The 26,475-nt window shown below is 43.8% G+C and carries 26 protein-coding genes; 23 read left to right on the forward strand and 3 right to left on the reverse strand.

Annotated elements, in window-relative coordinates; genetic code table 11:
- Positions 1 to 116: 116 nt before the first annotated feature.
- Entirely contained in the window at positions 117 to 1,451 is a 1,335-nt protein-coding gene (locus NH399_RS06900) for a DegQ family serine endoprotease (protein ID WP_253037968.1), read from the forward strand.
- A 429-nt stretch (positions 1,452 to 1,880) separates the two neighbouring features.
- Positions 1,881 to 3,020: a S1C family serine protease gene (locus NH399_RS06905; protein ID WP_253037969.1), complete on the forward strand. Its 1,140-nt coding sequence runs from the start codon at positions 1,881 to 1,883 to the stop codon at positions 3,018 to 3,020.
- Positions 3,021 to 3,079: 59 nt separating this feature from the next.
- Here the strand turns inward: NH399_RS06905 and murA are convergent, their stop codons facing one another.
- Together murA and NH399_RS06915 are read right to left on the reverse strand one after the other, a co-directional pair.
- Positions 3,080 to 4,339, reverse strand: a complete 1,260-nt coding sequence (gene murA, locus NH399_RS06910; RefSeq protein ID WP_253037970.1) for a UDP-N-acetylglucosamine 1-carboxyvinyltransferase — start codon at positions 4,337 to 4,339, stop codon at positions 3,080 to 3,082.
- A 29-nt stretch (positions 4,340 to 4,368) separates the two neighbouring features.
- A complete protein-coding gene (locus NH399_RS06915; RefSeq protein WP_253037971.1) occupies positions 4,369 to 4,623 on the reverse strand; it encodes a BolA family protein in 255 nt (84 codons plus the stop codon).
- A 348-nt stretch (positions 4,624 to 4,971) separates the two neighbouring features.
- Between NH399_RS06915 and NH399_RS06920 the strand changes: the two genes are divergently transcribed.
- The 13 genes from NH399_RS06920 to mgtE all read left to right on the forward strand — a co-directional run bounded on the left by NH399_RS06920 (position 4,972) and on the right by mgtE (position 15,336).
- The gene (locus NH399_RS06920; protein ID WP_253037972.1) at positions 4,972 to 5,949 is read left to right on the forward strand and encodes a calcium/sodium antiporter; all 978 of its coding nucleotides are present in this window, start codon (positions 4,972 to 4,974) and stop codon (positions 5,947 to 5,949) included.
- A gap of 202 nt (positions 5,950 to 6,151) precedes the next feature.
- The gene (locus tag NH399_RS06925) at positions 6,152 to 7,126 is read left to right on the forward strand and encodes a KpsF/GutQ family sugar-phosphate isomerase (RefSeq protein WP_253037973.1); all 975 of its coding nucleotides are present in this window, start codon (positions 6,152 to 6,154) and stop codon (positions 7,124 to 7,126) included.
- Positions 7,126 to 7,668 carry a 3-deoxy-manno-octulosonate-8-phosphatase KdsC gene (gene kdsC, locus NH399_RS06930; protein ID WP_253037974.1) on the forward strand — a complete coding sequence of 181 codons (543 nt, stop codon included), beginning with the start codon at positions 7,126 to 7,128 and terminating at the stop codon, positions 7,666 to 7,668. Before NH399_RS06925 ends, kdsC begins: the two co-directional genes overlap by 1 nt.
- Before the next feature lie 15 nt (positions 7,669 to 7,683).
- Complete coding sequence (lptC, locus tag NH399_RS06935; RefSeq protein WP_253037975.1) at positions 7,684 to 8,250, forward strand: LPS export ABC transporter periplasmic protein LptC; 567 nt, start codon at positions 7,684 to 7,686, stop codon at positions 8,248 to 8,250.
- Positions 8,222 to 8,911: an LptA/OstA family protein gene (locus NH399_RS06940; RefSeq protein ID WP_253037976.1), complete on the forward strand. Its 690-nt coding sequence runs from the start codon at positions 8,222 to 8,224 to the stop codon at positions 8,909 to 8,911. Before lptC ends, NH399_RS06940 begins: the two co-directional genes overlap by 29 nt.
- Positions 8,908 to 9,633: an LPS export ABC transporter ATP-binding protein gene (gene lptB / locus NH399_RS06945; protein ID WP_253037977.1), complete on the forward strand. Its 726-nt coding sequence runs from the start codon at positions 8,908 to 8,910 to the stop codon at positions 9,631 to 9,633. Before NH399_RS06940 ends, lptB begins: the two co-directional genes overlap by 4 nt.
- 172 nt (positions 9,634 to 9,805) lie before the next feature.
- Entirely contained in the window at positions 9,806 to 11,305 is a 1,500-nt protein-coding gene (locus NH399_RS06950) for an RNA polymerase factor sigma-54 (RefSeq protein ID WP_253037978.1), read from the forward strand.
- An 88-nt stretch (positions 11,306 to 11,393) separates the two neighbouring features.
- Positions 11,394 to 11,681, forward strand: a complete 288-nt coding sequence (hpf, locus tag NH399_RS06955; protein ID WP_253037979.1) for a ribosome hibernation promoting factor — start codon at positions 11,394 to 11,396, stop codon at positions 11,679 to 11,681.
- A gap of 2 nt (positions 11,682 to 11,683) precedes the next feature.
- Entirely contained in the window at positions 11,684 to 12,154 is a 471-nt protein-coding gene (locus tag NH399_RS06960) for a PTS sugar transporter subunit IIA (protein ID WP_253037980.1), read from the forward strand.
- 20 nt (positions 12,155 to 12,174) lie between these two features.
- Entirely contained in the window at positions 12,175 to 13,026 is an 852-nt protein-coding gene (gene rapZ, locus NH399_RS06965) for an RNase adapter RapZ (RefSeq protein WP_253037981.1), read from the forward strand.
- On the forward strand, positions 13,019 to 13,414 hold the full coding sequence (locus tag NH399_RS06970; protein ID WP_253037982.1) for a hypothetical protein: 396 nt from the start codon (positions 13,019 to 13,021) through the stop codon (positions 13,412 to 13,414). Before rapZ ends, NH399_RS06970 begins: the two co-directional genes overlap by 8 nt.
- Entirely contained in the window at positions 13,411 to 13,680 is a 270-nt protein-coding gene (locus tag NH399_RS06975; RefSeq protein ID WP_253037983.1) for an HPr family phosphocarrier protein, read from the forward strand. The genes NH399_RS06970 and NH399_RS06975 overlap by 4 nt, the downstream gene beginning before the upstream one ends.
- Before the next feature lie 285 nt (positions 13,681 to 13,965).
- Positions 13,966 to 15,336, forward strand: coding sequence for a magnesium transporter (gene mgtE, locus NH399_RS06980; RefSeq protein WP_253037984.1), 1,371 nt, complete (start codon positions 13,966 to 13,968; stop codon positions 15,334 to 15,336).
- Positions 15,337 to 15,355: 19 nt separating this feature from the next.
- Here mgtE and pmbA read toward each other — a convergent pair whose 3' ends face one another.
- Positions 15,356 to 16,720 carry a metalloprotease PmbA gene (gene pmbA, locus NH399_RS06985; protein ID WP_253037985.1) on the reverse strand — a complete coding sequence of 455 codons (1,365 nt, stop codon included), beginning with the start codon at positions 16,718 to 16,720 and terminating at the stop codon, positions 15,356 to 15,358.
- Positions 16,721 to 17,070: 350 nt separating this feature from the next.
- Here pmbA and NH399_RS06990 point away from each other — a divergent pair, with 350 nt between their 5' ends.
- The 8 genes from NH399_RS06990 to NH399_RS07025 all read left to right on the forward strand — a co-directional run bounded on the left by NH399_RS06990 (position 17,071) and on the right by NH399_RS07025 (position 26,144).
- Positions 17,071 to 19,209, forward strand: a complete 2,139-nt coding sequence (locus NH399_RS06990; RefSeq protein ID WP_253037986.1) for a TonB-dependent siderophore receptor — start codon at positions 17,071 to 17,073, stop codon at positions 19,207 to 19,209.
- Between the two features lie 9 nt (positions 19,210 to 19,218).
- Positions 19,219 to 19,740 (forward strand): ribosome biogenesis factor YjgA, encoded by a 522-nt coding sequence (gene yjgA / locus NH399_RS06995; protein ID WP_253037987.1) that lies wholly within the window; start codon positions 19,219 to 19,221, stop codon positions 19,738 to 19,740.
- Positions 19,741 to 19,906: 166 nt separating this feature from the next.
- Complete coding sequence (locus tag NH399_RS07000) at positions 19,907 to 20,302, forward strand: hypothetical protein (RefSeq protein WP_253037988.1); 396 nt, start codon at positions 19,907 to 19,909, stop codon at positions 20,300 to 20,302.
- Positions 20,303 to 20,473: 171 nt separating this feature from the next.
- Positions 20,474 to 21,760 carry an extracellular solute-binding protein gene (locus tag NH399_RS07005; protein WP_253037989.1) on the forward strand — a complete coding sequence of 429 codons (1,287 nt, stop codon included), beginning with the start codon at positions 20,474 to 20,476 and terminating at the stop codon, positions 21,758 to 21,760.
- Positions 21,744 to 23,672 carry a histidine kinase gene (locus NH399_RS07010; RefSeq protein WP_253037990.1) on the forward strand — a complete coding sequence of 643 codons (1,929 nt, stop codon included), beginning with the start codon at positions 21,744 to 21,746 and terminating at the stop codon, positions 23,670 to 23,672. Before NH399_RS07005 ends, NH399_RS07010 begins: the two co-directional genes overlap by 17 nt.
- Complete coding sequence (locus tag NH399_RS07015) at positions 23,669 to 24,298, forward strand: response regulator transcription factor (protein WP_253037991.1); 630 nt, start codon at positions 23,669 to 23,671, stop codon at positions 24,296 to 24,298. Before NH399_RS07010 ends, NH399_RS07015 begins: the two co-directional genes overlap by 4 nt.
- 125 nt (positions 24,299 to 24,423) lie before the next feature.
- On the forward strand, positions 24,424 to 24,978 hold the full coding sequence (locus NH399_RS07020) for a hypothetical protein (protein WP_253037992.1): 555 nt from the start codon (positions 24,424 to 24,426) through the stop codon (positions 24,976 to 24,978).
- Between the two features lie 104 nt (positions 24,979 to 25,082).
- Positions 25,083 to 26,144, forward strand: a complete 1,062-nt coding sequence (locus tag NH399_RS07025) for a hypothetical protein (protein ID WP_253037993.1) — start codon at positions 25,083 to 25,085, stop codon at positions 26,142 to 26,144.
- Positions 26,145 to 26,475 lie beyond the last annotated feature (331 nt).

Here is a 26,475-nt window from a genome sequence, read left to right on the forward strand (position 1 = left end):
GATATAGCCAAAGCAAAAAAGGGTCTTGTTGACCCTTTTTTTATTTTACGAACCAAATCAGGTTTATTAGTGTCTTATATTTCAACGAAGCGAAAAAGTAAAAAGGTTACTCAAGCATGTATCGCAGCATCATCACAAGCTTACTCTTTGTTTTACTGATAACCTCTGTTAGTTTGAACGCACAGCTACCTAGCAGGGTTGGAACGACCCCCTTACCCTCATTAGCACCTATGTTAGAACAGGCCAATCCGGCGGTGGTAAACATAGCGACCAGTTCGGTAGTAGAAACCCCCTTAATGCGCGATCCTTTTTTTGGAACATTGATTCCTCGCAAAAAACGCCAACAACTGAATAGTCTGGGATCCGGTGTCATCATTGATGCTCAGAAAGGCTATCTGTTGACCAACCATCATGTCATCAAAGACGCCGATGAAATAAAAATCACCTTGCATGACGGCCGCGAGCTCAATGCTCGATTGATAGGCTCAGACGAAAAAACCGATGTTGCTGTTTTGCAAATCAAGTCAAAAAAGCTAACGGCTATCCCCATCGGTAACTCTGATGCCATTCGCGTCGGCGATTTTGTGGTAGCCATAGGAAACCCTTTTAGTTTGGGTCACAGTGTGACTTCGGGCATCGTCAGTGCCAAGGGTCGCTCAGGGCTAGGAATAGAGCAATATGAAGACTTTATTCAAACGGATGCCGCCATTAATCCCGGAAACTCAGGCGGTGCTCTTGTTGATCTTAACGGTAACCTGATTGGTATCAACACAGCCATACTCGGCCCTCAAGGTAATATAGGCATTGGTTTTGCCATTCCCATTAATCTGGCCAAAACCATCATGCAGCACTTAATCCAGTATGGCGAAGTTCGTCGTGGATTACTGGGAATTTCGGTACAAGAACTCTCACCGGCGTTGGCTCGCGTATATGGTGTCGATACCCGTTCAGGGGTTATTGTCACCGAGGTGAATCCGTCCTCCCCTGCTGCGAAGGCTGGTATTCAAATTCAAGACATTATCTTGAGTTTAAACGGTCGCAAATTGAAAACCCGCTCCGACTTATTTAACCAGCTGGGTCTTCTGCCCACAGGCAGCGAAATTGAAATCCGCTTAATTCGAGGCAATAAAACGCTTTCTATCAAAACTATCATTGAAGAACCCGAAGTCATCCGAGAAAACGGCGATACTTATCATCCTCTGCTCACCAATGTCATTTTGGGACTGAGGGTAGGTTTACCCAGTGAACAGGCAGGAATTGAAGTCTTGCAGGTGGATCGTCGTTCACGAGCGGCTTATTACGGTTTGCAAAGCGGTGATGTTATTGTTGGAGTCAACCGCTACCGCATTCGTAATTTCGAAGAATTTGAAGAAGCCTTACCCAGCCGCCGTCGGGCTTTGGCGCTTAATGTTAAACGAAATAATGAGACACTCCTGATCATTATTCGCTAACTCGAACACCGTCATGTTTTGAACAAGTATACCCGTTGCCTTTCAAGGTGCAGCGGTGTTGGCTACGTGTACTCACCCCAATCTCTTAGTGTGCCTAAGCTCAGGGGATTCGCTTACTGGCCGCCTACCAGCACCTTGAAATACTTTGGGTATAACTAGACCATTTGTTCAAAACATCTCGTTTAACAGATAGTACACTGATAGACTTTTTCATTAAGTTTCGGTTAATCATCAGAGTAAATCGGTGTACTATTAAAGGCAAAATTTAAGACTTGGTTCGAATACCAGTCAGAAAATCAGTAATTTCAAACGGTGTAACTAACATCTATGCTGTTTGAAAAACAACGGTGATACTTGGAGATAAACTCCCAGAAAACGGGGCGTTTGTCAGCAACAACAATAATAACGAAATACAATCAGTTGGCGACTTTGAAATTTTGGATTAAATACACACTCAGTGGCCTAGCCATTGCACTTTTTTATCTCTTGTTCTTTTCTGAATCAGAACAAAGCTTGGCATTGCGCCAATGGTTAGCACAGCGCTTTGTTTATTCTGTTCAAGAGCCGGTTAAAGAACCAGCCCCCATTGCTTTACCCACAGTATCCTACGCTGATGCCATTGCCAAAACCGCCCCATCGGTGGTCAGCATTCAAACCGTAGGTCAAGGCCAATTGGTTCGCAACCCTTACCCTAAAAATATTGATGACCAATTTATTGTCAATGTAGGTATCAATGTAGGCTCTGGCGTTATTATTAATGATCGAGGCTATGTGGTAACCAACTACCATGTTGTGCGCAATGCAAAGTCTATCAGCGTTCAACTGTCTGATGGCCGCAAGAAAATAGCCACTCTGGTAGGCAGCAATAAAGATCTGGATCTGGCGGTTCTGCATATCGACCTGCCCAGTCTACCAACCGCGCTCATTAATACGTCGCGTAAAATTCAAACAGGTGATGTGGTATTTGCTATCGGTAATCCCTATGGCGAGTTTGATCAAACAGTCACCATGGGCATTGTGGGTGCGACACGAGCTTTTATCAAAGAAGGGATCGAGTACCTACTGCAAGTCGATGCAGCCATTCATCCAGGCAATTCTGGTGGTGCTTTGATTAATGCTTATGGTGAGCTTATCGGCATCACTAATATGCAGTTAACTCCAAAAACAGGCGGTGGAGCTCAAACAGGTATTAGCTTTATATTGCCTTATAGCGAAATAGAGAAAAAAATCAGCGCCATCATTAACTCAGAGAATGCCTGGCTGGGTATGACAGCATCAACAATTTCACCGAATGAATTCTCACGCTACGCCCCAGAGTTTATAGAGCCTGGCATGGGCTTCAAAATAAGCGGCATTGCTCCAGAAGGCCCCGCTGCGCTGGCAGGCTTACAAGAGAATGATTTTGTCTCACATATCAACAATCGCCCGGTAAAATCTTTTGAAGCCATGTATGATTTTATTTCTGATGCGAAGCCTGGCGACAAAATAGCTTTAACCATCTACCGTAACAGGCAAGAGAAGCACGAAGTTTTATTAACGGTAGAAAAAAAGAAAGTCGCAGCGGAATAATAAAAAAAGCCAGTACTCGATGAGTACTGGCTTTTTTGACAAGCGTAAAAACTGGCAATCTAAGGAATACGGCGGATACGCGCCCCCATCAACTGCAGTTTCTCTTCAATACACTCATAGCCACGATCAATATGATAAATACGGTCAACAATCGTATCGCCATTAGCAACCAGTCCCGCTAATACCAAGCTTGCTGATGCGCGCAAATCCGTAGCCATCACTTGCGCTCCATTCAAACTTTGAGCGCCAGAAGCAAACGCTGTGTTACCTTCGATACGAATGTTAGCACCCATTCGGCACATTTCAGGAACATGCATAAAACGGTTTTCAAAGATCGTTTCGGTAATAGTCCCCGAACCTGTCGCGATAGCATTTAAGGCAGTAAACTGAGCCTGCATATCGGTTGGGAAGCCAGGGTAAGGTGCCGTTCGAATAGAAACAGCTTTGGGCTTCTCTCCCTTCATATCCAACTCAATCCAGTCTTCACCGGTTGTGATATGAGCACCCGCTTCTTCAAGCTTGGCTAATACCGATTCCAGGATATCTGGATTGGTGTCTTTTACCTTAACACGTCCGCCAGTGATAGCCGCAGCAACAAGGTAGGTACCTGTCTCAATACGATCAGGCAATACACGATAATGCGTGCCTTTAAGCGTCTCTACCCCTTCAACGACCAGAGTATCGGTGCCAGCACCAGAAATCTTTGCGCCCATTGAGTTCAAACAGTTGGCCAGATCAACAACCTCAGGCTCACGTGCTGCGTTCTCAATGATCGTCGTACCCTCAGCCAGGGTCGCCGCCATCAAAATGTTCTCGGTGCCTGTCACACTCACAAGATCCATAAAGATGTGTGCGCCTTTTAAGCGTCCATCACAGCGCGCTTTGATATAACCGCCTTCAACAGTAATCTCGGCACCCAGCGCTTCTAATCCTTTGATGTGCAAATCAACGGGGCGTGTTCCAATAGCACAACCACCAGGAAGAGAAACATCCGCTTTACCAAAGCGAGCAACCAGAGGCCCTAACACCAAGATTGAAGCTCGCATGGTTTTTACCAATTCATAAGGCGCTTCAAAACTATCAATAGTGCTGGTGTCTATCTCAACATTCAATTTTTCATCAATCGTCAGCCCACACCCCATACGACCAATCAGCTCGATTGTAGTCGTTACGTCATGTAAGTGAGGCACATTGCCAACCGCTGTTTTGCCCTCTGCCAACAAAGTCGACATTAAGATTGGCAATGCAGCATTTTTGGCGCCTGATATACGAATTTCACCTTCCAGGGGAGCGCCCCCTGAAATTAACAACTTATCCATACATTACTCCGATATTCAGATGGCTTAACTTAGCCAATTTGTAACTTACTGGCTTTTTTCCACTCTTCGTGAGTAAAGGTTTGCATTGTGAGCGCATGAATCGCACCACTTTGAATATGCTCATTAACAGCCTGATAAACTCTCTGTTGTTTCTTTACAGCCGATAGGCCTTCGAAATCATCTGAGACAACGCGCACGCTAAAATGGCTTCCGTCACCGTCACAGGCAACCTCAGCATCCGTAAATGACTGTTTTAATAGTGATTGAATTTCTTCTGGAGACATAATGTTATGCTTAGAATCTTTCGCAAAAGAGCAATTGTGACCGATGCCGAAGGAGCTGTCCAGCAAACCCGCCGCAAATCATAGACTGAGCCATCGCTCAAAAACACAAATGCCTCTCCTTACTCTGAACATTTATTAGTCAAGATAGGCTAAATATGTACAATATTCATCATTCGTAACAAAGTAACGGCAAAAAATAGTCCCTTTTTTGCTTAAAAAAACATATACATATCGAATAAACTTAATCAAAGAACAAAACAATAGTGCAAAAACCGCTTGATTCATTTGGCTCCAGCCTCTTTAATAGGCGCCTTTTTGCGTGTCGACCATAACAACGTCAGGAATAGAATGTATTTATCGTTAGCCTTTATCATCTCTGGAATAGCCTTGTTAGTCTGGAGTGCAGACCGATTTACCGATGGTGCGTCTGCTCTGGCACGCAATTTTGGCATTTCACCACTGATTGTTGGCTTAACCATTGTTGCTATTGGTTCCTCCGCTCCAGAGATCGCCGTCTCTCTTAATGCCGCCTGGTCAAATCAACCAGGGCTCGCTATCGGCAACGCTTTAGGCTCAAATATTACCAATATTGCTTTTGTTCTAGGTATTACCGCCATTATTAAGCCGCTGCATGTTCAATCCAGTACCTTGCGGCGTGAATTCCCTATCTTGTTTATGGTCACTCTGGTTGGCGCCTATATGCTTTATGACAGCCAACTCACCTCGATTGAAGGCTGGGTGCTATTAGGCATGTTAGTGGTTTATGTGGGCTGGTTAATTCACGCAGGGCTAAGCAAGCGAACCAAAGACGATCGCATGCTAGAAGAGATCGTCGACGAGCTACCTGAAGGCATGTCGAACGGAAAGGCTATTTTGTGGCTGGTTGTGGGTATGGTTGTGCTGCAACTCAGCTCACGCCTGTTGGTCATTGGTGCCGTCGATACCGCCACCCATCTTGGCATCAGCGATGTAGTTATCGGCTTAACCATCGTAGCCATAGGTACCAGTTTGCCCGAACTGGCAGCCTCTGTTGCAGGAGTGCTGAAAGATGAGCATGAAATGGCCATTGGTAACGTTATTGGCTCCAATATCTTCAATTTGCTGGCGGTAATGAGTCTGCCCGGTATCGTTGTGGGCGTTCAAGGTCTCGATGACAGCGTGTTCTATCGCGACTCGCTCACTATGATAGGTTTAACGGTCGCCATGGCGATCATGGCCTATGGTTTCCGTGGCAAGCCCGGACACATTAACCGCTGGGAAGGCGTATTACTGTTCTCAACCTTTGGTATATGGCTAACATTTGTTGCGTTAAGCTCCATTCACTAAGGCTTGCAGCTCCAAGACAAGCCGTCTTTTAGTGCGGCAAAATGTTAGTACAGTAGAACAACAAATGAGGTGTGCTAGCCTATCCATCACTGTTAGCAAGCCTCGTTGATTCTGCCTATTTTTCCACCGTTAAATTCCGCTGACCGCTCGAGGTCAATTACGGTATAATCCTCAATACTTTCCTTATGTAAGTGACATTTGAATGACGCGAACTCAACAATACATAGCTCGTGCACGTGCAGTCATCGATATCGAACTCGAAGCTATCGAACAACTTAAGCAACGGATCGATGAAGATTTCGTAGCCGCCAGTGAACTCATGTTTCAATGCAAAGGCCGCATTGTCGTAACGGGCATGGGCAAATCTGGTCATGTCGGTAGCAAAATTGCCGCCACTCTCGCCAGCACAGGAAGCCCAGCTTTTTTTGTTCACCCCGGTGAAGCCAGCCATGGCGACTTGGGAATGATCACCCGTGATGATGTGGTACTCGCCTTATCCAACTCTGGTGAGACAGGCGAAATCACGGCATTATTGCCGGTCATTAAACGTTTAAATGTCCCTTTGATTAGCATGACAGGACGGCCAGAATCCACGTTAGCCCAGTTTGCCAACGTCAATATCAATACTGGCGTCGAAAAAGAAGCTTGTCCCCTTAACTTGGCTCCAACGGCATCAACAACCACCGCTCTGGTTATGGGCGATGCGCTTGCCATTGCGTTACTCGATGCCAAAGGCTTTGGCGCAGACGACTTTGCCCTTTCTCACCCTGGTGGCAGCTTGGGCAGAAAGCTATTACTTAAAGTCGAAGACGTAATGCACAAACAACATGAAGTCCCCCGAGTTCATAGCTCAACGGTGTTAAAAGATGCACTCATCGAAATGACTGAAAAACGTCTGGGGATGACCACCATAGTTGACGATGATAATCGGGTAATCGGTATATTCACCGATGGTGACTTGCGCCGCACACTCGAAAAATCACAAGATTTTTTAACCTCTCCCATCGAACAGTTAATGACTTCCAGTTGTCAAACGATCATGCCGCACTTTTTAGCCGCCGAAGCGGTTCAGATAATGGAAGATAAATCGATTAATGCATTGGTCGTCGTCGACCACGAAAGTCGTGCAGTCGGCGCACTCAATATGCATGACTTATTAAAAGCCGGAGTGGTCTAATGAATTTGCCAAATCTTTCTCAGGCCCTGCTCGATAAAGCCAGTCAAATAAAGTTGGTTATCTTGGATGTCGATGGTGTACTGAGTGACGGAAAAGTCTATTACACCAACAGTGGCGACGAAATAAAAAGCTTCAACATCAAAGATGGGCTAGGCATTAAACTGCTGCATCAAAACGGTATCAAGACTGCAATTATTACTGGTCGAGAATCTAAAATTGTTGAGCGCCGAGCACAAGAGCTAGGCATTTCTCATTTATATCAAGCTTGTCCAGACAAACGCGCCGCGTTTCAGGAACTACTGCAAAAAGAATCGCTTTCTGCCGAGCAAGTTGCTCACGTCGGTGATGATCTTCCAGATGTTCCTTTAATGAAAATGGCCGGCTTAGGTTTTGCCGTAAAAGATGCAAACTGGTTTGTATGTCAGCAGGCAGACTGGATAAGCCCAGTCAACGGTGGTCAAGGTGCAGTGCGTCCTATCGTTGAACTATTGCTCTTTAGTCAACAGTTGCTAGATGCAACCTACAACCAGTATCTTGCATAAAGGAAGCACACTGCCATGAAACGTCTGCTTTATGTCGCTATATTGATTGCCGTGAGCATCGCAGGCGGCTACCTGTTGGTTGAAGAGCCTAAAAAAACGAAAAAGCTCTCAGAGTTACAATCCAACAGCGAACTCTACATGGAACAATTGAGCATCTATCAATACGACGCTCAAGGAAAACGCATACACAAAATAAAAGCCGACCGTGCTGACTTTTTCGAAAATAATAAAATGGCCACCTTAGATAATCCTCAGGTTTTTACCGAATACAAAGACCATCAATGGAAAATATCGTCTTATCAGGCCATCGCAAATGATAACTACCAGGCCATCGATTTAACCAATAGTGTTCATGTGCAGACAATGGAAGAAAACGAGTCAGATCAACTCCATGTTATCACCAGCAACTTACACTATGACGCTGCCAAGCAGATATTGAGTACAGAGCAATCGGTGCAAATTAAAGATGGCAGTCGAAATCTGAGTGGTATTGGATTCAGTGCCGATATGGCACAAGAAGTCTATCAATTAAAACAACAAGTGGAAGCCAGCTATGAAACGCGCCCGTCAAAAACTCAATAACTTGATTGCTTTGTCGATAGCACTGCTATTGACGGGTCCGTTAACCGCTGCAGAGCAAGGTAGTTTGTCATCCGACAGCTCTCGCTCGGATCGTAAAAAAGGCATTACTCAATACATAGGCAACGTAAAGTATAACGAGCCGAACCTGAAGCTGACAGCTAACGAATTAAGAGAGCTCACCAAAGAACAACGTGAACTCATTGCTAGTGGTATTCCTGTTACTGTTACACAGACAAACAGCAAAGGCATTCAGACGACTCAAGCACTGACTGTTCGCTACTATCCTAAGTACGATAAAATTCTTGCTAAAGATCAGGTGCTATTAGACATTAAGTCCAAAAATGGACAATCCATTTTGGTCAAAGCAGATGATATGGAAATCATTAAAACGGCTAATTCAGAATTTCGCTTTGTGGCTTCCGGAGCCCCTATTCAGCTAACACTGCGAAAACCAGGTTCAGAGACAGTCGAAGCCTATGCAGGCTCAATGGCATTTGATTCGGCCAGCGGACAGGTTGAACTCAACAAAGATGTAAAATTTGAACGCCAACAAGAACTGGTGAAAGCCGAGAAATTCCTATATAACGTTAAGACAGAGGTATGGGAAGTTCCTGCCATTAAAAATAAACGTGTTGAAGTCATAAAAAGAAAATCTACATGAGTCATCTTTCAGCCAAACACTTGGCAAAATCTTATAGCGGCCGGCAAGTCGTAAAAGACTTCTCGATCGATGTTCAACAAGGACAAATTGTTGGACTACTAGGCCCCAATGGAGCGGGTAAAACGACTTCATTTTATATGATTGTTGGGCTGGTCCCTCAAGACTCCGGCAATGTCTTCATCGATGGCCAAGATATATCTTCCATGGCCATGCACGAGCGAGCCAATATGGGTATTGGCTACCTACCACAAGAGGTATCCGTATTCCGTAAGCTCAGTGTCGAAGATAATATTATGGCTGTACTTGAGCTGCGGCAGGATCTTGACGATAAAGCCAGAGAAGATCAACTGAACCACCTGTTGGGTGAGTTTCAGATTGAGCATATTCGTAATAATATGGGTATGAGCCTCTCAGGCGGAGAAAAACGCAGAGTTGAGATTGCCCGAGCACTGGCGAATAATCCAAAATTCATTCTTCTAGATGAGCCCTTTGCAGGTGTTGATCCGATTTCTGTACAAGACATCCAGAGAATTATTCAACAGCTAAAACAACGTGGCCTGGGTGTATTAATTACCGATCATGATGTAAGAGCCATGCTATCGGTTTGTGAACAGACCTATGTTGTGAATGCTGGGGAAGTCATTGCCCAAGGTACTCCCAGCGAGATTGCGACCAATAAAGCCGTAAAAGCGACTTATACAGGTGAAGATTTCAGCCTATAAAAAGCTCGAGAAATATTGCGCAATCACTTGAAAAAGTTACAATAATCCCAATGACATATATATATGTGCTCTATTAGAGAAAAAGAAAGTTAGATACAACAGAACAGTAGTTGCTATTATTACTTTAAGAGCGCGGTATCAATGAAGAAAAGCAAACCGCTGACGACACTCAATGAAGCCATCTTTACAACTAAAAATTGGTCAACATCTGACCATGACCCCTCAGCTGCAACAGGCGATACGTCTGCTGCAACTTTCTAGTCTGGATTTGCAATCTGAAATTCAGGAGGCGCTGGACTCTAACCCTATGCTGGATGCTTCAGAAGAGGCAGAAGCAGCGTCAGCTCAAGAGACATCAGATTCTACCAACAGCAAAGAGACTTCAACCAAAGAAGATTCAGCGGAGCGTCAAGAAGAGCCGACTCTGGATACTACTGATGCCCTCAACCGCGACACCATCGAGAACGAACTCCCAGTAGATACCCAATGGGAAGACTGGCAGCTTAGCGCGCCAACCAGCTTAAGCCGTCCTGACGAAGACAGAGAGTTTGAGTTTCAGGGAGCAACCACCGAGTCACTTCAAGATCACTTGGTCTGGCAACTGGATTTAACCCCTATGACCGAGCGTGACAAAGTGATTGCGACGGTTATCATCGATTCAGTGGATGAAGAAGGCTATATGCGCGCTACCTGCGAAGACATAATGAATCAATTGAACGAGTCATTTGATGAAGATGACGAGCTGATTGAAGAAGATGAAGTCGAAGCTGTTCTACATCGATTACAAAATTTTGATCCCATTGGCGTGTGCGCGCGCGATCTAAGGGAGTGCTTGTATTTACAACTGGTTCAGTTTGATGAAGAAACACCGCATCTAAAACAAGCACTAACATTACTCGATAACCATTTCGACGCATTGGCAAGCCGCAACTACAAACAAATTATGCGTTTGATGAAGTTGTCGGAGAGCGAATTAAAAGACGTCATCAGCCTTATTCAAAGTTTAAATCCGCGCCCTGGCAGTTCGGTTGAATCAGGCCAGCCAGAATATGTTGTGCCCGATGTCTTTGTTAGCAAAAAGAAAGACCGCTGGGTGGTCGAACTAAATCCAGATTGTGCGCCCAAGCTCAGAATCAATAGCAATTATGCTTCGTTGATTAAACGAGCGGATTCCAGCGCCGATAACACTTACCTAAAAAATAACTTGCAGGAAGCCAAGTGGTTTATCAAAAGTTTGATGAGCCGTAACGACACTTTGTTAAAAGTCGCTACCTGCATTGTTGACAAACAGATGGGCTTCTTTGAATATGGAGAAGAAGCCATGAAACCCTTGGTGTTGCATGATATTTCTGAAGAAGTCGAAATGCATGAATCAACGGTTTCTCGTGTAACAACACAAAAATACATGCACACGCCAAGAGGTATTTTTGAATTAAAGTATTTCTTCTCGAGTCATGTAAGCACAGCCTCCGGTGGCGAATGCTCATCTACCGCGATCCGTGCACTGATAAAAAAATTAATTGCCGCAGAAAATCAGGCAAAACCTTTGAGCGATAACAAAATAGCGAACCTGTTAAAAGAACAAGGCATTAATGTCGCTCGCAGAACCATTGCGAAGTATCGAGAGGCGATGAATATTCCGCCCTCAAATGAACGTAAATCGCTGATTTAGGTCAAACACAAAGAGATTGATAATCAATTTAGGTTAGGCGTTCGTTAAAACGTCTTACAAAGTTGTCAACAACAGAAGGAAATCGACTATGCAAATCAACCTAACTGGCCGCCATGTTGATGTTAGTGAATCTTTACACGATTTCGTAAATGAAAAGTTCCAAAAATTAGAACGACACTTTGATCATATCAATAATGTTCATGTTATTTTGAGTGTTGAAAAACTCCGGCAAATCGCCGAAGCAAAACTCAATGTCAATGGCGGAGAAATCTTTGCCAACTCTGAACATGAAGATATGTATGCCGCCATTGATACACTGGTTGATAAACTGGACCGTCAGGTTATCAAGCACAAGGAAAAATTAATTCGTCATTAATTATGGATGTTTTATCTTGTCTATCGCCGGAGCGCACCCTAGCGGGTGTCTCCGCAAGCAGTAAAAAACGAGTATTTGAAATACTCAGTCAAGCCATCGCTGGCGCCTGTTCAGAAATATCAGAACAAGATGTATTAGAAAGCCTCTTTGCACGAGAACGTATAGGCTGCACAGGTTTGGGTCAAGGTATCGCATTGCCTCATGGACGTGCGAGTTGTTGCGACAACATCATTGGTGCCCTCCTCCTGTTAGAAGACCCCATCAGCTATGATTCTTCTGATGGTCAACCCGTCGATATTGTTTTTGCACTTCTTGTGCCTGAGAAAGCGCACGATGACCACATCAGTTGTCTTTCCAGTATTGCAAAATTGTTACGCCAACCAGGAATTACCAATCAAATCCGCAATGCCTATAGCAATCAGGCCTTATTTGATATAGTCTCTACTGCGAGTAAAAAATCAGCAGCTGAATAACTTCATCATACAGGAAGCCTATGAAACGGATTATCTTGAGCGGACGTTCAGGCTCTGGAAAAACGGTTGCCCTTAGAGCGTTAGAAGATCAAGGATTCTATTGTGTCGATAATATTCCTTTATCTTTAGTTCCATCACTTGTAGAAACCTTTGAAGATCAACCACAAGATATCGCATTAGGTATTGATGCACGCAGTTTTTCTAACGAGCTGGATCAGTTCTCCAATATTTTGGAACAACTGAACGAAAACGATGAGCCTTTTCAGGTCTATTTTATTGATGCTGATGATCGTTCTCTCTTACAACGCTTTAGCGAAACCCGCCGTCGTCATCCATTAACTCAAAATGGCTTATCGCTAAAAGAAGCCATTGCTAAAGAACGAGAGCTGCTAGAGCCGATTGCTCTGTGTGCCGACTTGCTGGTTGATACAACCTCAATGACGCCCTACGCTCTACGTGACTTTATTCGCGAGCGAGCCTTATCCAAACGTGAATCCTCTATGGATATTATGTTTGAATCGTTCGGTTTCAAAAACGGCATACCGACCGAAGCCGATTATGTGTTTGATGTGCGTTGCCTTCCTAACCCCTACTGGGATCCCGATCTACGTTCTTACAACGGAACGCAAGGTCCGATAATTGAATATCTTGAATCCCAACCGATGGTTAATGAATTTTTTTGGCAACTGAAAGTATTTCTCCATACCTGGATCCCACGATTTGAACAGAATAATCGCAGCTACTTAACCATTGCTATAGGCTGTACGGGTGGTCATCATCGCAGCGTTTATATGGCAGAGCGCTTAGCAAAAACCTTTAGCAACGAGCGTCAGACGATACAGATCAGACATCGGGATTTAAAAGATGATTAGTGTGTTACTGCTAACCCGTTCTAACTCGGGTCAACAATTACTGGATACGGTAACCAAACGTCTTGGCACCCTGCCACTGGATTGCCACACGCTAACGTTTAACCCAGAAGCCCAAAGTCATATTGTGTTCCCGCATATTCAGGGACGTATTAAACGAATAGATAAAGGCGATGGTGTATTGATATTGATGGATTGTGTTACTGATCATCAGGAACTTGTCGACCAACTGCTAGCGACCAGTCAAATTGCCTGTGTTTCGGGATTAAATGATCCTATGATTGCAGCGCTCTATCAGTGTGAACATCTTTCTTTGATCGACGCCAGTGAAGCAGTAGCCAAACACGCACGCTCAAACATTCAGACGTTTATTCGGAGTGCTGCGGATTGATTAAAAAACTGTGCACCATTGTGAACCAAAAAGGATTGCATGCTCGAGCTGCGGCAGAAGTAGTTAACTTAGTCGAGCAGTATGACGCACAAATCACCTTGCATCTTGATGGCAATGAGGCACAGGCAGATAACTTAATTCATTTGTTAACTTTGGCAGCTTACCAAGGTAAACAGGTCGAAATTCGGGCGGATGGCACTGACGCACAAGCAGCGATCAATGCACTGGCTTCACTCATCGAAAACCGTTTTAACGAAGTCAGCTAATCCAATACGCTCCTTATCACCCGTCTTTCTTATTAAATATAAGCTCTTAATAATTTATCCTTTTTTCAAAGTCCAAGCTAAAGTTATAATAGCCACAAGAAAAACCAGAACACATTGCTTCTCTTAGTCATTCAGCATACAGAACAGTGTGATGCTGGATTACCTAGTGCTCTCTTGCAGGAATCATGTGAATGCCGCTCAGAACAAACTCTGAAGGTTAATCACAAACAAAAATAGAGAGACACCTATTCACCGCGTTCATTGCGTTAGCTATTGGGGTCGTACATGCTCGAAACTTACGAACAAGAACCGACACAAGATCGCATTCAACAATTGAATGACGCTCTTGAAAGCGGAATGTTTGTTCATGTTCGTCACATGCTCAACAATATGCCTGCCGCTGACGCAGCCCACCTTCTGGAATCTTCAACACCACGGATCAGAAACCTGCTCTGGAAGTTGGTCGATAATGAAAACGAAGGGGAAATCCTGCAATACCTCAACGACGAAATTCGTAACTTTTTCGTCGATAAAATGGGTCCAGAACAACTCGCCCATGCGGTTAAAGATCTAGAAACCGATGATTTGGCCGACATCCTCGGCGAACTCCCAGAAAGCGTCTATCGCAAAGTGATAGTGTCCATGAAGGATCAGGATCGACAACGTGTCGAGGCCGCGCTGGAGTATCCCGAAGACAGTGCTGGCGGCTTGATGAACACCGACACCATTACGGTGCGCCCGACCATCACCATTGAAGTCGTTCTACGCTACCTTCGCCGCCGCAAAGAGCTGCCTAAATCAACGGACAGTATCTATGTTGTTAATTCAAGTGATCAACTGCTAGGAGCCGTCAGCCTGGCGACGCTTATTACCAGCAAACCTGACATGATGGTTGAACAGGTAGTCGACCCTGATATTCAAAGCATTGCAGTGGACATGTCAGAAACCGAAGTCGCCCAATTGTTTGAGCGTCGCGATCTGATCTCCGCTCCTGTCGTAGATCAAGAAAACCATTTATTAGGTCGAATTACGATTGATGATGTTGTTGACGTTATCCGGGAAGAAGCCGAACATTCGCTCATGAGTATGGCTGGTCTGGATGAGGCTGACGATACCTTTGCCCCAGTCTGGTCATCAGCCAAACGTCGAGCGGTATGGTTAGGTGTCAATCTGATCACCGTTTTGATTGCAGCGCAGGTTATTGGTCTATTTGAAGACACCATTAAAATCGTCACCGCTCTGGCCATCTTGCAACCCATAGTTCCCAGCATGGGAGGCGTAGCAGGAACACAAACACTCACTCTGGTTATCAGGGGCCTTTCTCTCGGCCATATAGGTCAAAGTAATACTCGCTGGCTACTGATGAAAGAACTGGGCGTCAGTCTGCTTAATGGCACCTTATGGGCCTTTGCCGTGGGCAGCTTAACCATGGTTTGGTTTTATGAAGAAGTGTTTGCCGCAAAACTGGCCATTGCGATCTCTGGTGCCATGATCATTACAATGGTAGTAGGAGCGGTAACAGGCGCATCATTACCGCTAATTCTTCGCAGGCTCAATATGGATCCCGTCTTGTCAGGTGGTGTAGTGCTCACCACCATGACCGATGTTGTCGGATTCTTTTCTTTACTGGGTCTTGCGACCCTAATGTTTTTCTAATTAGAAAGAACAACAGATCCTAGCTACCCGCGAGCGTCATACCTTCAACCAAAATTGAGCCAGTCACAATGGACGAGCGGTGATCTTTATCATTGCCAACAGCGGCAACATTAGCAAACATGTCGCGTAAATTGCCTGCGATGGTAATCTCTTGAACTGGGTGTTGTATTTCGCCGTTTTCGACCCAGAATCCCGAAGCACCACGAGAGTAATCACCCGATACCAGATTCACACCCTGCCCCATGACCTCAGTGACTAACAATCCTGTTCCCATCATTTTTAACAGGTCTTCAAACGAGTGTCCGGTGTCATTAATATAAGTGTTGTGCAATCCTCCGGCGTTTGCCGTTGTTGTCATACCGAGCTTACGCGCCGAATAACTGCCTAAGATATAGCCCTGCAAAATTCCATCTTCGACAATGTTTCGAGCAAAAGTAGCGACACCTTCATTATCAAAACTGGCGCTCGATAAGCCACCAATTTCGTGCGGCCTCTCATCAATCACAATGCCCTTTGGAAAAATCGGTTGGCCCAATGTATCCACCAAAAAGGATGAACGACGATACAAAGCGGCACCACGAATCGCTCCAAAAAAATGTCCCAATAAACCACGGGCCGTATCTGGCGCAAAAAGAACCGGAACTTTGCAGGTATCAACCGCACGTCCACCTAATCTTCCCACTACTTTTTCAGCTGCTTTACGCCCTACAGCGGCAGCCGACTGAAGCTTGTCAAAATCGCGGCTAATGGTATACCAGAAATCACGCTGCATACCTTTAGCATCCTCAGCGATCATCATGCAGCTTAAGCTATGACGAGTACTCACCGAATCACCGACAAAACCGTGTGAATTGGCATACACACGAATAAATCGGTGGCTAGAAACACTGGCACCATCAGATTGACGAATCGAAGAATCATAAGCCAGACCAGCAGCCTCACAGTCTTTGGCTAAATGAATCAAGTCATCTACGGTCTTTGTTGTAGGATGATCCAATTGTAAATCATGAATGTCTTTTGCCATTAAAGCGGCGTCAGCTAAGCCAGCATAAGGATCCGGAGAGGTGTAACGAGCAATATTACACGCTGCTGCGACGGCGGCTTCGATGGCTTCATCGCTGGTGTCCGTTGTGGTCGCCGAGCCTTTACTTTGATCGAAGAAAACCGTAATGCCGAAGCTGGAGTCTTGATTAAACTCAACGGTTTCTACGTCAGCATCTCGAACTTGAATACTTAAGCCAGCATCTTGGCTAACACCAACTTCCGCGCTGGTTGCTCCATGCTTTTTGGACAGCTCCAAAATGCGCTCACAAATATTTCGCATTTGATGGTTTTTGTCGACCACATCCATCGCATCCAACGTTTTTACGGTTTGATTAACCACACAGCACCTCTGGGAAAGACATCATTTGAAGCAGACCATTTGCAAATAGTGATCGAGCTGATACAGTTACTTCTTAAGCAACAAAGGCTTATACATCCGCTGCCTCTCAAATTGACAGATATTGGCTGCGCGCATTCACTCCAATCACTTAGTTCGTCTAAGCTCTGGGAATTCGCTAGCTGGCCATCCTCATGTTCTTTGAAAGGCTTTGGGTACAGTACTCGAACTGACTTAACAAAGCCGAAACTCAATAGCTAATGTTCTACAGCAGTTTTTTATTGAATAGGTTATAAATAATAACACGCGTAACCCAAACTCTGTAGCACCAGCAAGAAAAGCAGGCAATATACATGACGTGCTCTCAAGGCAATCACAACAATAATATTTTGAAGGCTCTTACCTTATTGCTATTAAGTGGATCAGCACTGGCAGATGATTTATCAGATGACTCACTGGATGAGTTGTTTGTCGATGATCTGCCCGTTGTTCTTAGCGCCACGCGCCTGCGACAGCCACGCGCCGAGGCACCCGCTTCTATTACAACCATTGATGCAGAAACCATTAAAAACTTTGGCATTCGCGGTATCCATGAACTGTTCCGGTTAGTACCTGGTATGTTCGTTGGCTATGAGCGAGGTTCGGTTCCAGAAGTGGGCTATCATACTTTGGCTGGCGAGAACTCTCATTACCTGCAAGTGCTAGTTGATGGGCGCTCGGTGTACCAACCCGCATTAGCCAGAATTCTTTGGAACGATTTACCCCTGATCGCAGACAATATTGCGCGAATAGAAGTCATTCGAGGTCCAAACACCGTTGTCTATGGAGCCAACAGCTATCTCGCCGTTATTAATATTATTACTCGTCAGCCTGACGACTTGTTGGGTTGGAGTGTCAGCACCACTCACGGCCCAGACAGCGGTATCCATGACACTCAGTTTCGCTGGGGTGGTCAACACAATGAATTTTCATTGGCTGTAACCGGGGCTTTTCATAGTGATGATGGCTTTGACATCAATAGCGAGAACGAACTCCGCAATGATCAACACGAAGGCCATTTTGTTAACGTGGATGCACTGTGGCAAACGCAAGAATCGAATTATATTCGCCTGCAAGGCGGGATGAGCGATACCGATAAAAACATTGATGACATCAATTCCCTGCAAGAAGATCCCTTTCATTCTCTAAATACCAAGAATCAGTTTTTTCAATTTACCTGGAACCACCCTTTAACAGAACAACATGAGCTGAAAGTTCAGGCTTATCACTCTCGGCAAAAACTGTCGCAGGTGTTTGGGGTTTGCGCTCCGGCTTTGTTTCTCTCGGATGAACTGTTCCAACTTTATGATGTAGCCCCAGCTTATACCAACAGCCTGGTCGCCGCGCTGCTCTCTGGTCAGCCAGCTCCTACACCAACGGATCCCGCTATTATCCCGGCCATTCAACAAGTACTCCTTCGTGCCGCCAATGGAGGAGCCGATACCGTCTGTGGTGACGCCAATCAAAATCTAACCGAAGAACGCTTCGATATAGAAATTCAGGACACCTGGACTATCGATAAAACCAAGCGCCTTGTCGGTGGTATGAGTTATCGAGAAGACGATGTTAATTCGAAAACTTACTTAAACGGTCGTGTCAGCAAAAGCATCCTGCGCGCATTTGCTAACTTTGAGTGGAAGCCATCGGATCACTGGGCCATTAATTTAGGCGCCATGTTTGAAGACGATGATCAAATAGGTGCAGAAACTTCTCCTCGGGTTGCGGTGAACTATCTTTTATCGCCCCAGCAAAGCTTTCGATTTATTGTCAGCCGAGCCAATCGCAGCCCCGATCTGTTTGAACAGGATGCCGATTGGAGCTATCAGTTAACGGATCTTTCACAACCGGTTAATCCTCAAGGCTCAACCAACTCGTTTTATATCCACTCTAACAGTTCCGGTAATCTGCAATACGAGCAAATACTCTCAAAAGAAATTGGCTGGTATATGCGCTCTAACGATCAACTTTGGGAAGTCGATGTCAAACTCTATAAAGATCGGCTCTACAACCTGCTCGAAGGTCTAACCCAACTTGATGATTTTCGCTTAGAAAACACGGGGGCCGCAGACCTGTCAGGTATCGATACACAAATACGCTGGATGCCAACACCAGAAGCGAATTTGTGGTTGTCGGTTTCGCACGTTGATATTGATCATGCAACGAGTGATGTTTATGAACGTAGCGGCAGCCCTATTAATGTGTCTTTAAATGGCTTTTATCGCTTTAACAACGGCGTGCACCTAAGCACTGGCTATTACTACTACGAAGAGTGGCTTGGTGCTGAGTTTAGACGGTTAGATACCTCCATAGCCTACACTTTCAACATTTTTGACCTAGATATAAACACTCGATTGACCCTGGAGCATCGATTCGATGATAATTACCTGCTTGATACGCGGAGTCGCTATGACTCGCCGAATAAAGTCTATGCAACCTTCTCCACTCAGTGGTAATCAGTACCTATGAACGAACATGACTCAGATCTGCCCTATGAAGCAGACGAAGAAGAATATATAAGCAAAACTCAGATCAAAAACGAGCTGAAAGAACTCACGCACCTGGCGCTTGAACTTCATGCCATGGGAATGACCAATCTAAAAAAGTTGGAACTGGGCGAAAACGCTATTGATGCCTTTGAAAACCTGGGCCGCGCGCGCGGCAACGAAGGTAAGAAGAGACAGCTCAAATACGTTAGCAAGCAGCTTCGAGAACTGGATAGAGAAAAACTAGAAACTGCGGTAGCCCGCTTTAAGCGAGGACAACCCGTTGTTCCCAAAGAAGACTCTAAAGCTGGCAAACTTGAAGCGCTTTACAACCAACTGCTCAATGACGGTAATACCGCCATGGAAGCCGCTCTTAACGAGCATCCAGAATTGGACCGTCAGCAACTAAGGCAACTATTACGCAATGCTGTTAAAGAAAAAGGCACTTCCAAAACGAAAGCCCAGCAAAAGCTACAGCTCTACTTAAAAGAAAATCTATAAAGTACAACTTATCTGCCGTGCTAATTGAATTAGCACGGCATTCCCTCGTAATTAAAATCCCATCATAAAACTCATTTCGCGAAAACGACGGCCGATAAACAATATAAGCCATACAACTTCCCTGACTCACCTGTTACTAAATGAACAGAGTTAAGGAGATAAAGCGATGAAACAGACAATCAGCCAAACTATTACAGCATCATTACTGGCCGAAAATTTATCGGACATTCAAGACAAAACGCATTCAATCGAAGTCAGCAACGGAAACATGCTAGCGTATTTAAATCGACAGAATGATGAATTCGAAGGCGAGATTTTCATAGCTCAGTTAATGCACGATGCGATTGATCGTCTGCTTTGTCTGGTTCATCACTGGAATATCGAATTTGCGCCCAGAAAACCTTATCAGTTATGTGTATCAGAGTGCGGTGAACATTTGGTTTTAAAAATGCGATATAGCAGCAAAAATCCAACCAAACTGGAAAACAAAATTGACGAGTTTCTTAATGCCGCCGATGAGGCTCGAGAAATGATTCGCCTACGCATGCTAGGAGGTTACTAAAGACTGTTGGTTTGTAGTTAACAAACCATCTCAAAATAATGGACTCAGAGATACGGCTGAGTCCAATCGATGTTTCCAAACGACATGAGGATGTTTTGAAATACAATAAATACCGGCATAATAGAAACAAGGTAAAACTTTAGGGATAAAAACAGCGCAAGGATTGGGCTAATGACCTCAATAAACCCACACTTTTTCCGGTGGTCTAAGATAGGTAATGCTTTCCTACTCATGTTAACGAGCATTGTTAGCATGGCGTTGCACTCGTCTCAAGAATCTCAACTATCCAATAAAACTTCGTCATCAAAACCGACAGAGATCGTCTGGTCTTTTTGGGGCGATCCTTGGGAGATAGAAGTTAATCATCGAGTGATTAAGCTTTTTGAATCAGAAAATCCAGACATCACCGTGCACGCTAAATACGAACACTGGTCAAGTTACTTTAGCTCAGTGGATAACTGGTTTGCTTCATCAACACCACCCGATGTGCTATTTCTTTCTCATATTGAGAAATATGTTCAACGAGGAGATATACAGTCACTTGAGCCTTATATCGCCAAGGCCCCTATTGATGTTAATGATTTTTACCCGGCTTTATTGGATCAATTTAAATCCAATGGTCAAATTTATGGATTCCCTCGTGATAACGATACTAAAGTTATTTTCTACAATAAGACTCACTTTGATAAAGCACAGCTTCCTTATCCTGATTGCCAATGGACCTGGGATCAATTTCGAACTGTTGCAGAAAAGCTAACAAACGAAAAACAACAATTTGGCGTTGCCTATTTAAAAGATTGGATAGACCTTCTTTTTTGGCAAAATGGTGGGTATAAATATCATACTCAAACCTATCCCGATATCGCTCTGCTCGACTCCAATGAAGGCATAGAATCCCTTACCTGGTTTACCCAATTGATTGAACAATACAGCCCGGTGCGTAACCTCAATCTCAGTTCTTATGATGCCGCAAAACTGTTTATGGAAGAGAAAGTATCTATGGTGTTTGGCAACCACGCTTTAGTTCCGTTTCTTTCTCGCCAAAAACACCTGGACTGGGACGTAGTATGTTTACCATCAAAAAAGCTGCGTGTTAACAAGATAGGTGGCGCTGGATATGTTATTAGCCATAAATCAAAACAAAAAGACGCTGCATGGCGGTTTATTAAGTGGCTGGTGAGTATTCAAGGACAAGCCATATTTACAGAGTCAGGAGCCATCGTCCCCTCCAGAATATCCGTCAGCGAATCTCCAGTATTCCAAACACTAAGAAGCCCCCGACATGCCAGAGTCTTTATAGAAGAAACTCGACATGGAAAACCGGAGCTCGCTTATCCAGAAAAATCAAAGATACGACGCGTAATTAATCAGAAAATAAACCAAGTTATCCTTGGCGAACTGAGTCTGGAAAACGCGATTAATGAGGCAAAAGAAGAGATCAATGTTATTACTCGATAAATTCAAAGAGTTATTGACAACATCCTCTTCGATTCAAAACCGGATACAACTGGGCTTTATCATAGCTATCGGTATGGCTTTGGTAATCACCTACCTAACCCTTAACTATATTCGAAGCGTCCACCAACACTTTACAACAATAGGAGAGGAGCATCACCGCGCTCAGGTTCTTATATATCAACTATATTTGGCTTTCTCTGAAGAAAACGAACGAATTGTTTCTTATCTTCTTTCGGGCGAAAAAAGCTATCTGGATAAATACGAAGAAGCACACGATTGTTACAAAGATTTAGAAAGTCAATTGGTACAAGCCAATACTTTTAATATAACGACGGAACAACTCAATCAGATAACCAATAAACATGATATTTTTGAGCAAGAGGCTCAAAAGCACTTAAACTTGATTGATCATGGCTTTCCTAAAACCGCTATTTTTCTATGGGGAGAAAAAGTCACTCCCTTACGTTCACAAATAAATGACCACTTTCAAGTTTTAGTAAAAGAAATAGATAACCATATTGAATGGCATAAAAGAGAAGCAAAACAAGAAGAAATTAAGGTTATCTACAATGCCACTTTTTGGGCGATTGTTGCCATCATAGCTTCCACCATTATTGCGATTCAAATAAGTCAAAGCTTAATTCGACCGATAAAAAAACTGGTGGACTCAACACAACAAATATCCAAGGGGAACTTAAACATTGAACTGCCTGTATCAGGTAGCAATGAAATAACCGCGCTCAATGAATCCATGAACCAGATGGTTATCGGTCTATCTGAATCACAGCAGAAAGCCAAAGCAGTAGAGAGAGATTCGAAGCAACAGATCAATCAGCTCAAGTGGTTGCAAAATACTGGTAGAGAGATCGTAAAACAGATGAACCAGGACTCATTATTTGAAACCGTTGCTCTTAAAATCAATCGTTCAATAAAGTGCAAGCAAGTCGCTATTATGGTATTTGACGAAGATTGTATTCACATCAAAGCAATTACAGGAAAACCGATTCTGTCCCAACAACATTTGAATCATTGGAGCAGAGAGTTTAGTAAGGATCATCATAAGGCCATAAGTTCAGCTAAGATAAAGTCTATCTATCTTACTCCCCCCAATATGTGGCTGTCATTCTTTCCGATTGAAGAAAATAACAAGCTTTATGGCGTTATTCTTACCCTAACTCTGTCTGAACTCGCGGATGATGAAAAAATCTATACAACCAAGTCATTAGCCAATCAATTATCTACAGCCGTTAATTTATGGGAGGTTTTTTCTCGAGAGAAGCAGATAGCAGCAACAAAGGAGCGCGAACGAATTGCTCACGACTTGCATGATGATGTTACACAATCTCTATTTTCGGCTCACTTGATGGCGAAGAGCTTAGGAAAAGCATGGACAAAGTCACCAGAAAAAGCTCAAGAATATTTACACGAGCTGCAACAGCTGACGCAAAGTACCCTATCAGAGATGCGTACGCTACTACTGGAATTAAAACCCAAAACCTTATTGGATACCGATATTCATCATCTGATGCATGAGCTCGCCAAGGCACTAACTCAAAAAAGTGGCATTACAGTGGCACTTGATATACAGGAAGTTTATTCGCTTCCTGAGTCCGTACACTTAACATTCTATCGCGTAGCTCAAGAAGCCATGAACAATATTTATAAACACTCACAAGCAAACAGCATGAGCCTACAACTTGCGCACTCGAATAATAAGATTAAGCTAGTCATCATCGACAACGGCAAAGGCTTTGATTCGAAAAATATCGCTGCATCATCACTAGGCTTTTCGATTATGCAGGACAGAGCCGATGCTATCGGAGGAAAAGTCACCATTCATTCCTCACCCGATGATGGCACAGAAGTTCATTTCGTTTGGCCCACCAAGGAATCAGGAGCATCAATAATATGAACGCCCCTATAAAAGTCGTGATCATTGACGATCATAATATTGTACGCCGAGGCTTAATAACACTCATCAACTTAGAAGACGATATAGAAGTTGTTGCAGACTCTGATAATGGAGAAGAAGGACGCAGGCTTATTATGGAATATAAGCCCGATGTCACCGTATTAGATCTTTCCATGCCGAAAGGCAGCGGCATCGATGTGATGAAAAAGCTTAAGCAACATCAGTCAACCACAAAGATAGTGGTATTAACCAGTATTTCAGGATCAGATATCCTTTACTCTACTCTTGCTCTGGGAGCAAAGGGGTTGCTGTCAAAAGATATTGATGCGGATGAGCTGCTCACCATCATTAGAAAAGTACAAGCTGGCGGAGAATACATTCACCCATCCATATCCCATCAGCTAACCAATTTGCAGTCAGAACGCTTTACTCAGCAAGCACTTACACGACGAGAATCTCAAGTTTTAGGGTTAATTGGCAAAGGTCTGACAAACCAGGCTATCTCAGACAACCTCACCATCAGTTTAAAAACCGTCAAAACTCATGTGAGCCACATATTGTCAAAGCTCGAGTTAAATGACAGAACACAACTGGCTATCTATGCCATAAAAAATGAAGTAGTTTGATCGATCTGTATTGATACATATTCAATAAAATAAATATAAAAATCAGCCTTAGGTCTGATGTGAGCCCACATTAGACCGCTTAATCTATCTCCAGAGTCGTTACACGTAAACCAATGGAGAAAACAATGAAAACAACACTTATCTTTACCGCCTGCGCGCTTGCCGTATCTCTTGGCACAACAGCAAAAGAGTTTGAAAAGTCATCTACCATTAGCAAAAATGAGAACACCCAAATCCGAGAGGATATTGGCTTTCAACAAAAAGATGATATCGCTGGTATTAATGGTTATAAGGAGTTTAAGCCGGGAGCTATCGTTTCTGCCAATGTACCGTCTAAAGGAGCAACTCAGATGCAAAGCATAAAGCGTAGAGGCTCAACTGATGCCTGGCTATCCTGGGTTTGGTCATGGGACTGGAAAGAATTTGGTTGGGATCACTCCGGCTCACATGTTAGCAGCTCCGATTTATGGGAAGGAAAAATATGGATTGATGGGTATCTAAAAATTACAACCGATGGTGGTTGGAGAGAAACTTGTAACAATCATACTTCAGGCAACTATGCGCATTGTGGTACTCGCTTTTTTCAACTAATACCCAGAACCATCCGCGCCGAGTCTCGCCATTACTTCCACAGTAGCGGTTATGTTGATCAAACATTCAATTCCAGTGATAACGCATAGCCTTTGTTAACACAGTTAATGTTGTAACTTCATTTGTAAGAAAGTTATCTGCTAACGGCTCTATCTTCGCAGATAGAGCCAATATATCTAAAGGAAGATAAACCGTGAGTTTATTAAAGTTTTATCAGAGTATTTCTACAGCCACATCACCGGGTAAGCTTTTTGCAGCCTTTCTATTAGCAACATTGTCATTCAAAACTCATGCTCAAATGCGCACAACCGATGATACTCTGGCGCCCATAAAAGATGTCGTGAAACACTCTCAATTCTCTCCAAATGTCCGCATCGGGCCCGAATGGAAAAAGCCCAGAGGTGTGGGCATAGGCTTTTTAAAACCATCAGAACGCAACATAGTTCCAGAATACCGCTCTCAAACGACCGAAATAGTAGTTGAGCAGAACAAACTCTTTAACCCACTACTTATTTTGCACAGCAAGCAGCCAACGACAGTATTGATAACCGCCTTGCTTAACTATCAACAGACTTCCTTTACTCTGGACAATCGTGAGGGGCTGCTTCACGAAGTCACTATACAGCCCGGTGGTGACTATGAAATCCCAATAAGCCTCAACATTAATCATTGCGGATATCATGATCTAATTATCGCAGCTTTTATTGATCCCTATAATAGCTCAATGGACAATCACTATCGGGCCTCAAGAAGTGGACGCGTTGCAGGTCGACGTACCGTCATTCACAAACGAGGGTGTGACACCATCAACAACAATTTGCCAGCCACATTAAAAGGTTCACCAGTACCCAAAGATATTCGCCTGAACTTAAATGCTAACTTCGCAAAAGTCTCAATAGACGAACACCCCTCTCAACTCAACCAGCAGCTTTACACAGATACATTATCATCAGGCAGTCCATATCAACTTCGCAGCTGGGTCTCAAATCTAAATGGTCGTTCAGCATCAGACTACGCACTGATGTTCTTTCACAACTATCGTCAAATAAAGATCAAAAAACGGTCAGCGCTCAAGTTTCATTTACACCCTGATGAGGAGTTTACTAGCCTGCTTTCAACTGAAGAAGCATTGACTCAAGGCATACATCAATTACAAACGATTCATGTCTTTGATCCCTACCGCTCGATTCTAGAGGGAGAAGTACGCGCTGCATTTGTTTTTTCCTCTCCTCGAATTGCCATACAAGCACGATGAAAATTTATTGGAGCAACAAACCAGTAATGATTGCTTAGTTCATGCAAAGGACTGTCACTAAAAATTCGATATTAAAGTGCTATCCAAATTTAATTCAAGTTAAGATATACCAATGACCATTAATAACAACTTCATCGGCGTAATCATAAAGGTAAAACGCCCTCTTAAGGCGCTATCGTAGTTTAGAGAATAAATTCGTCAGGCGAAATAAACTCGCCTTTAATAGAACTTACCGACATTAAGAAAATGTCTTCATTCCATCAAATTATAAGCTATATTCAATAAAGCTAACTTGAGTTTATGATATCTATGAGAAGGAATATCTTCTCTC

The organism is Pleionea sp. CnH1-48 (genome assembly GCF_024124665.1).
GTDB lineage: Bacteria > Pseudomonadota > Gammaproteobacteria > Enterobacterales > Kangiellaceae > JAMXSB01.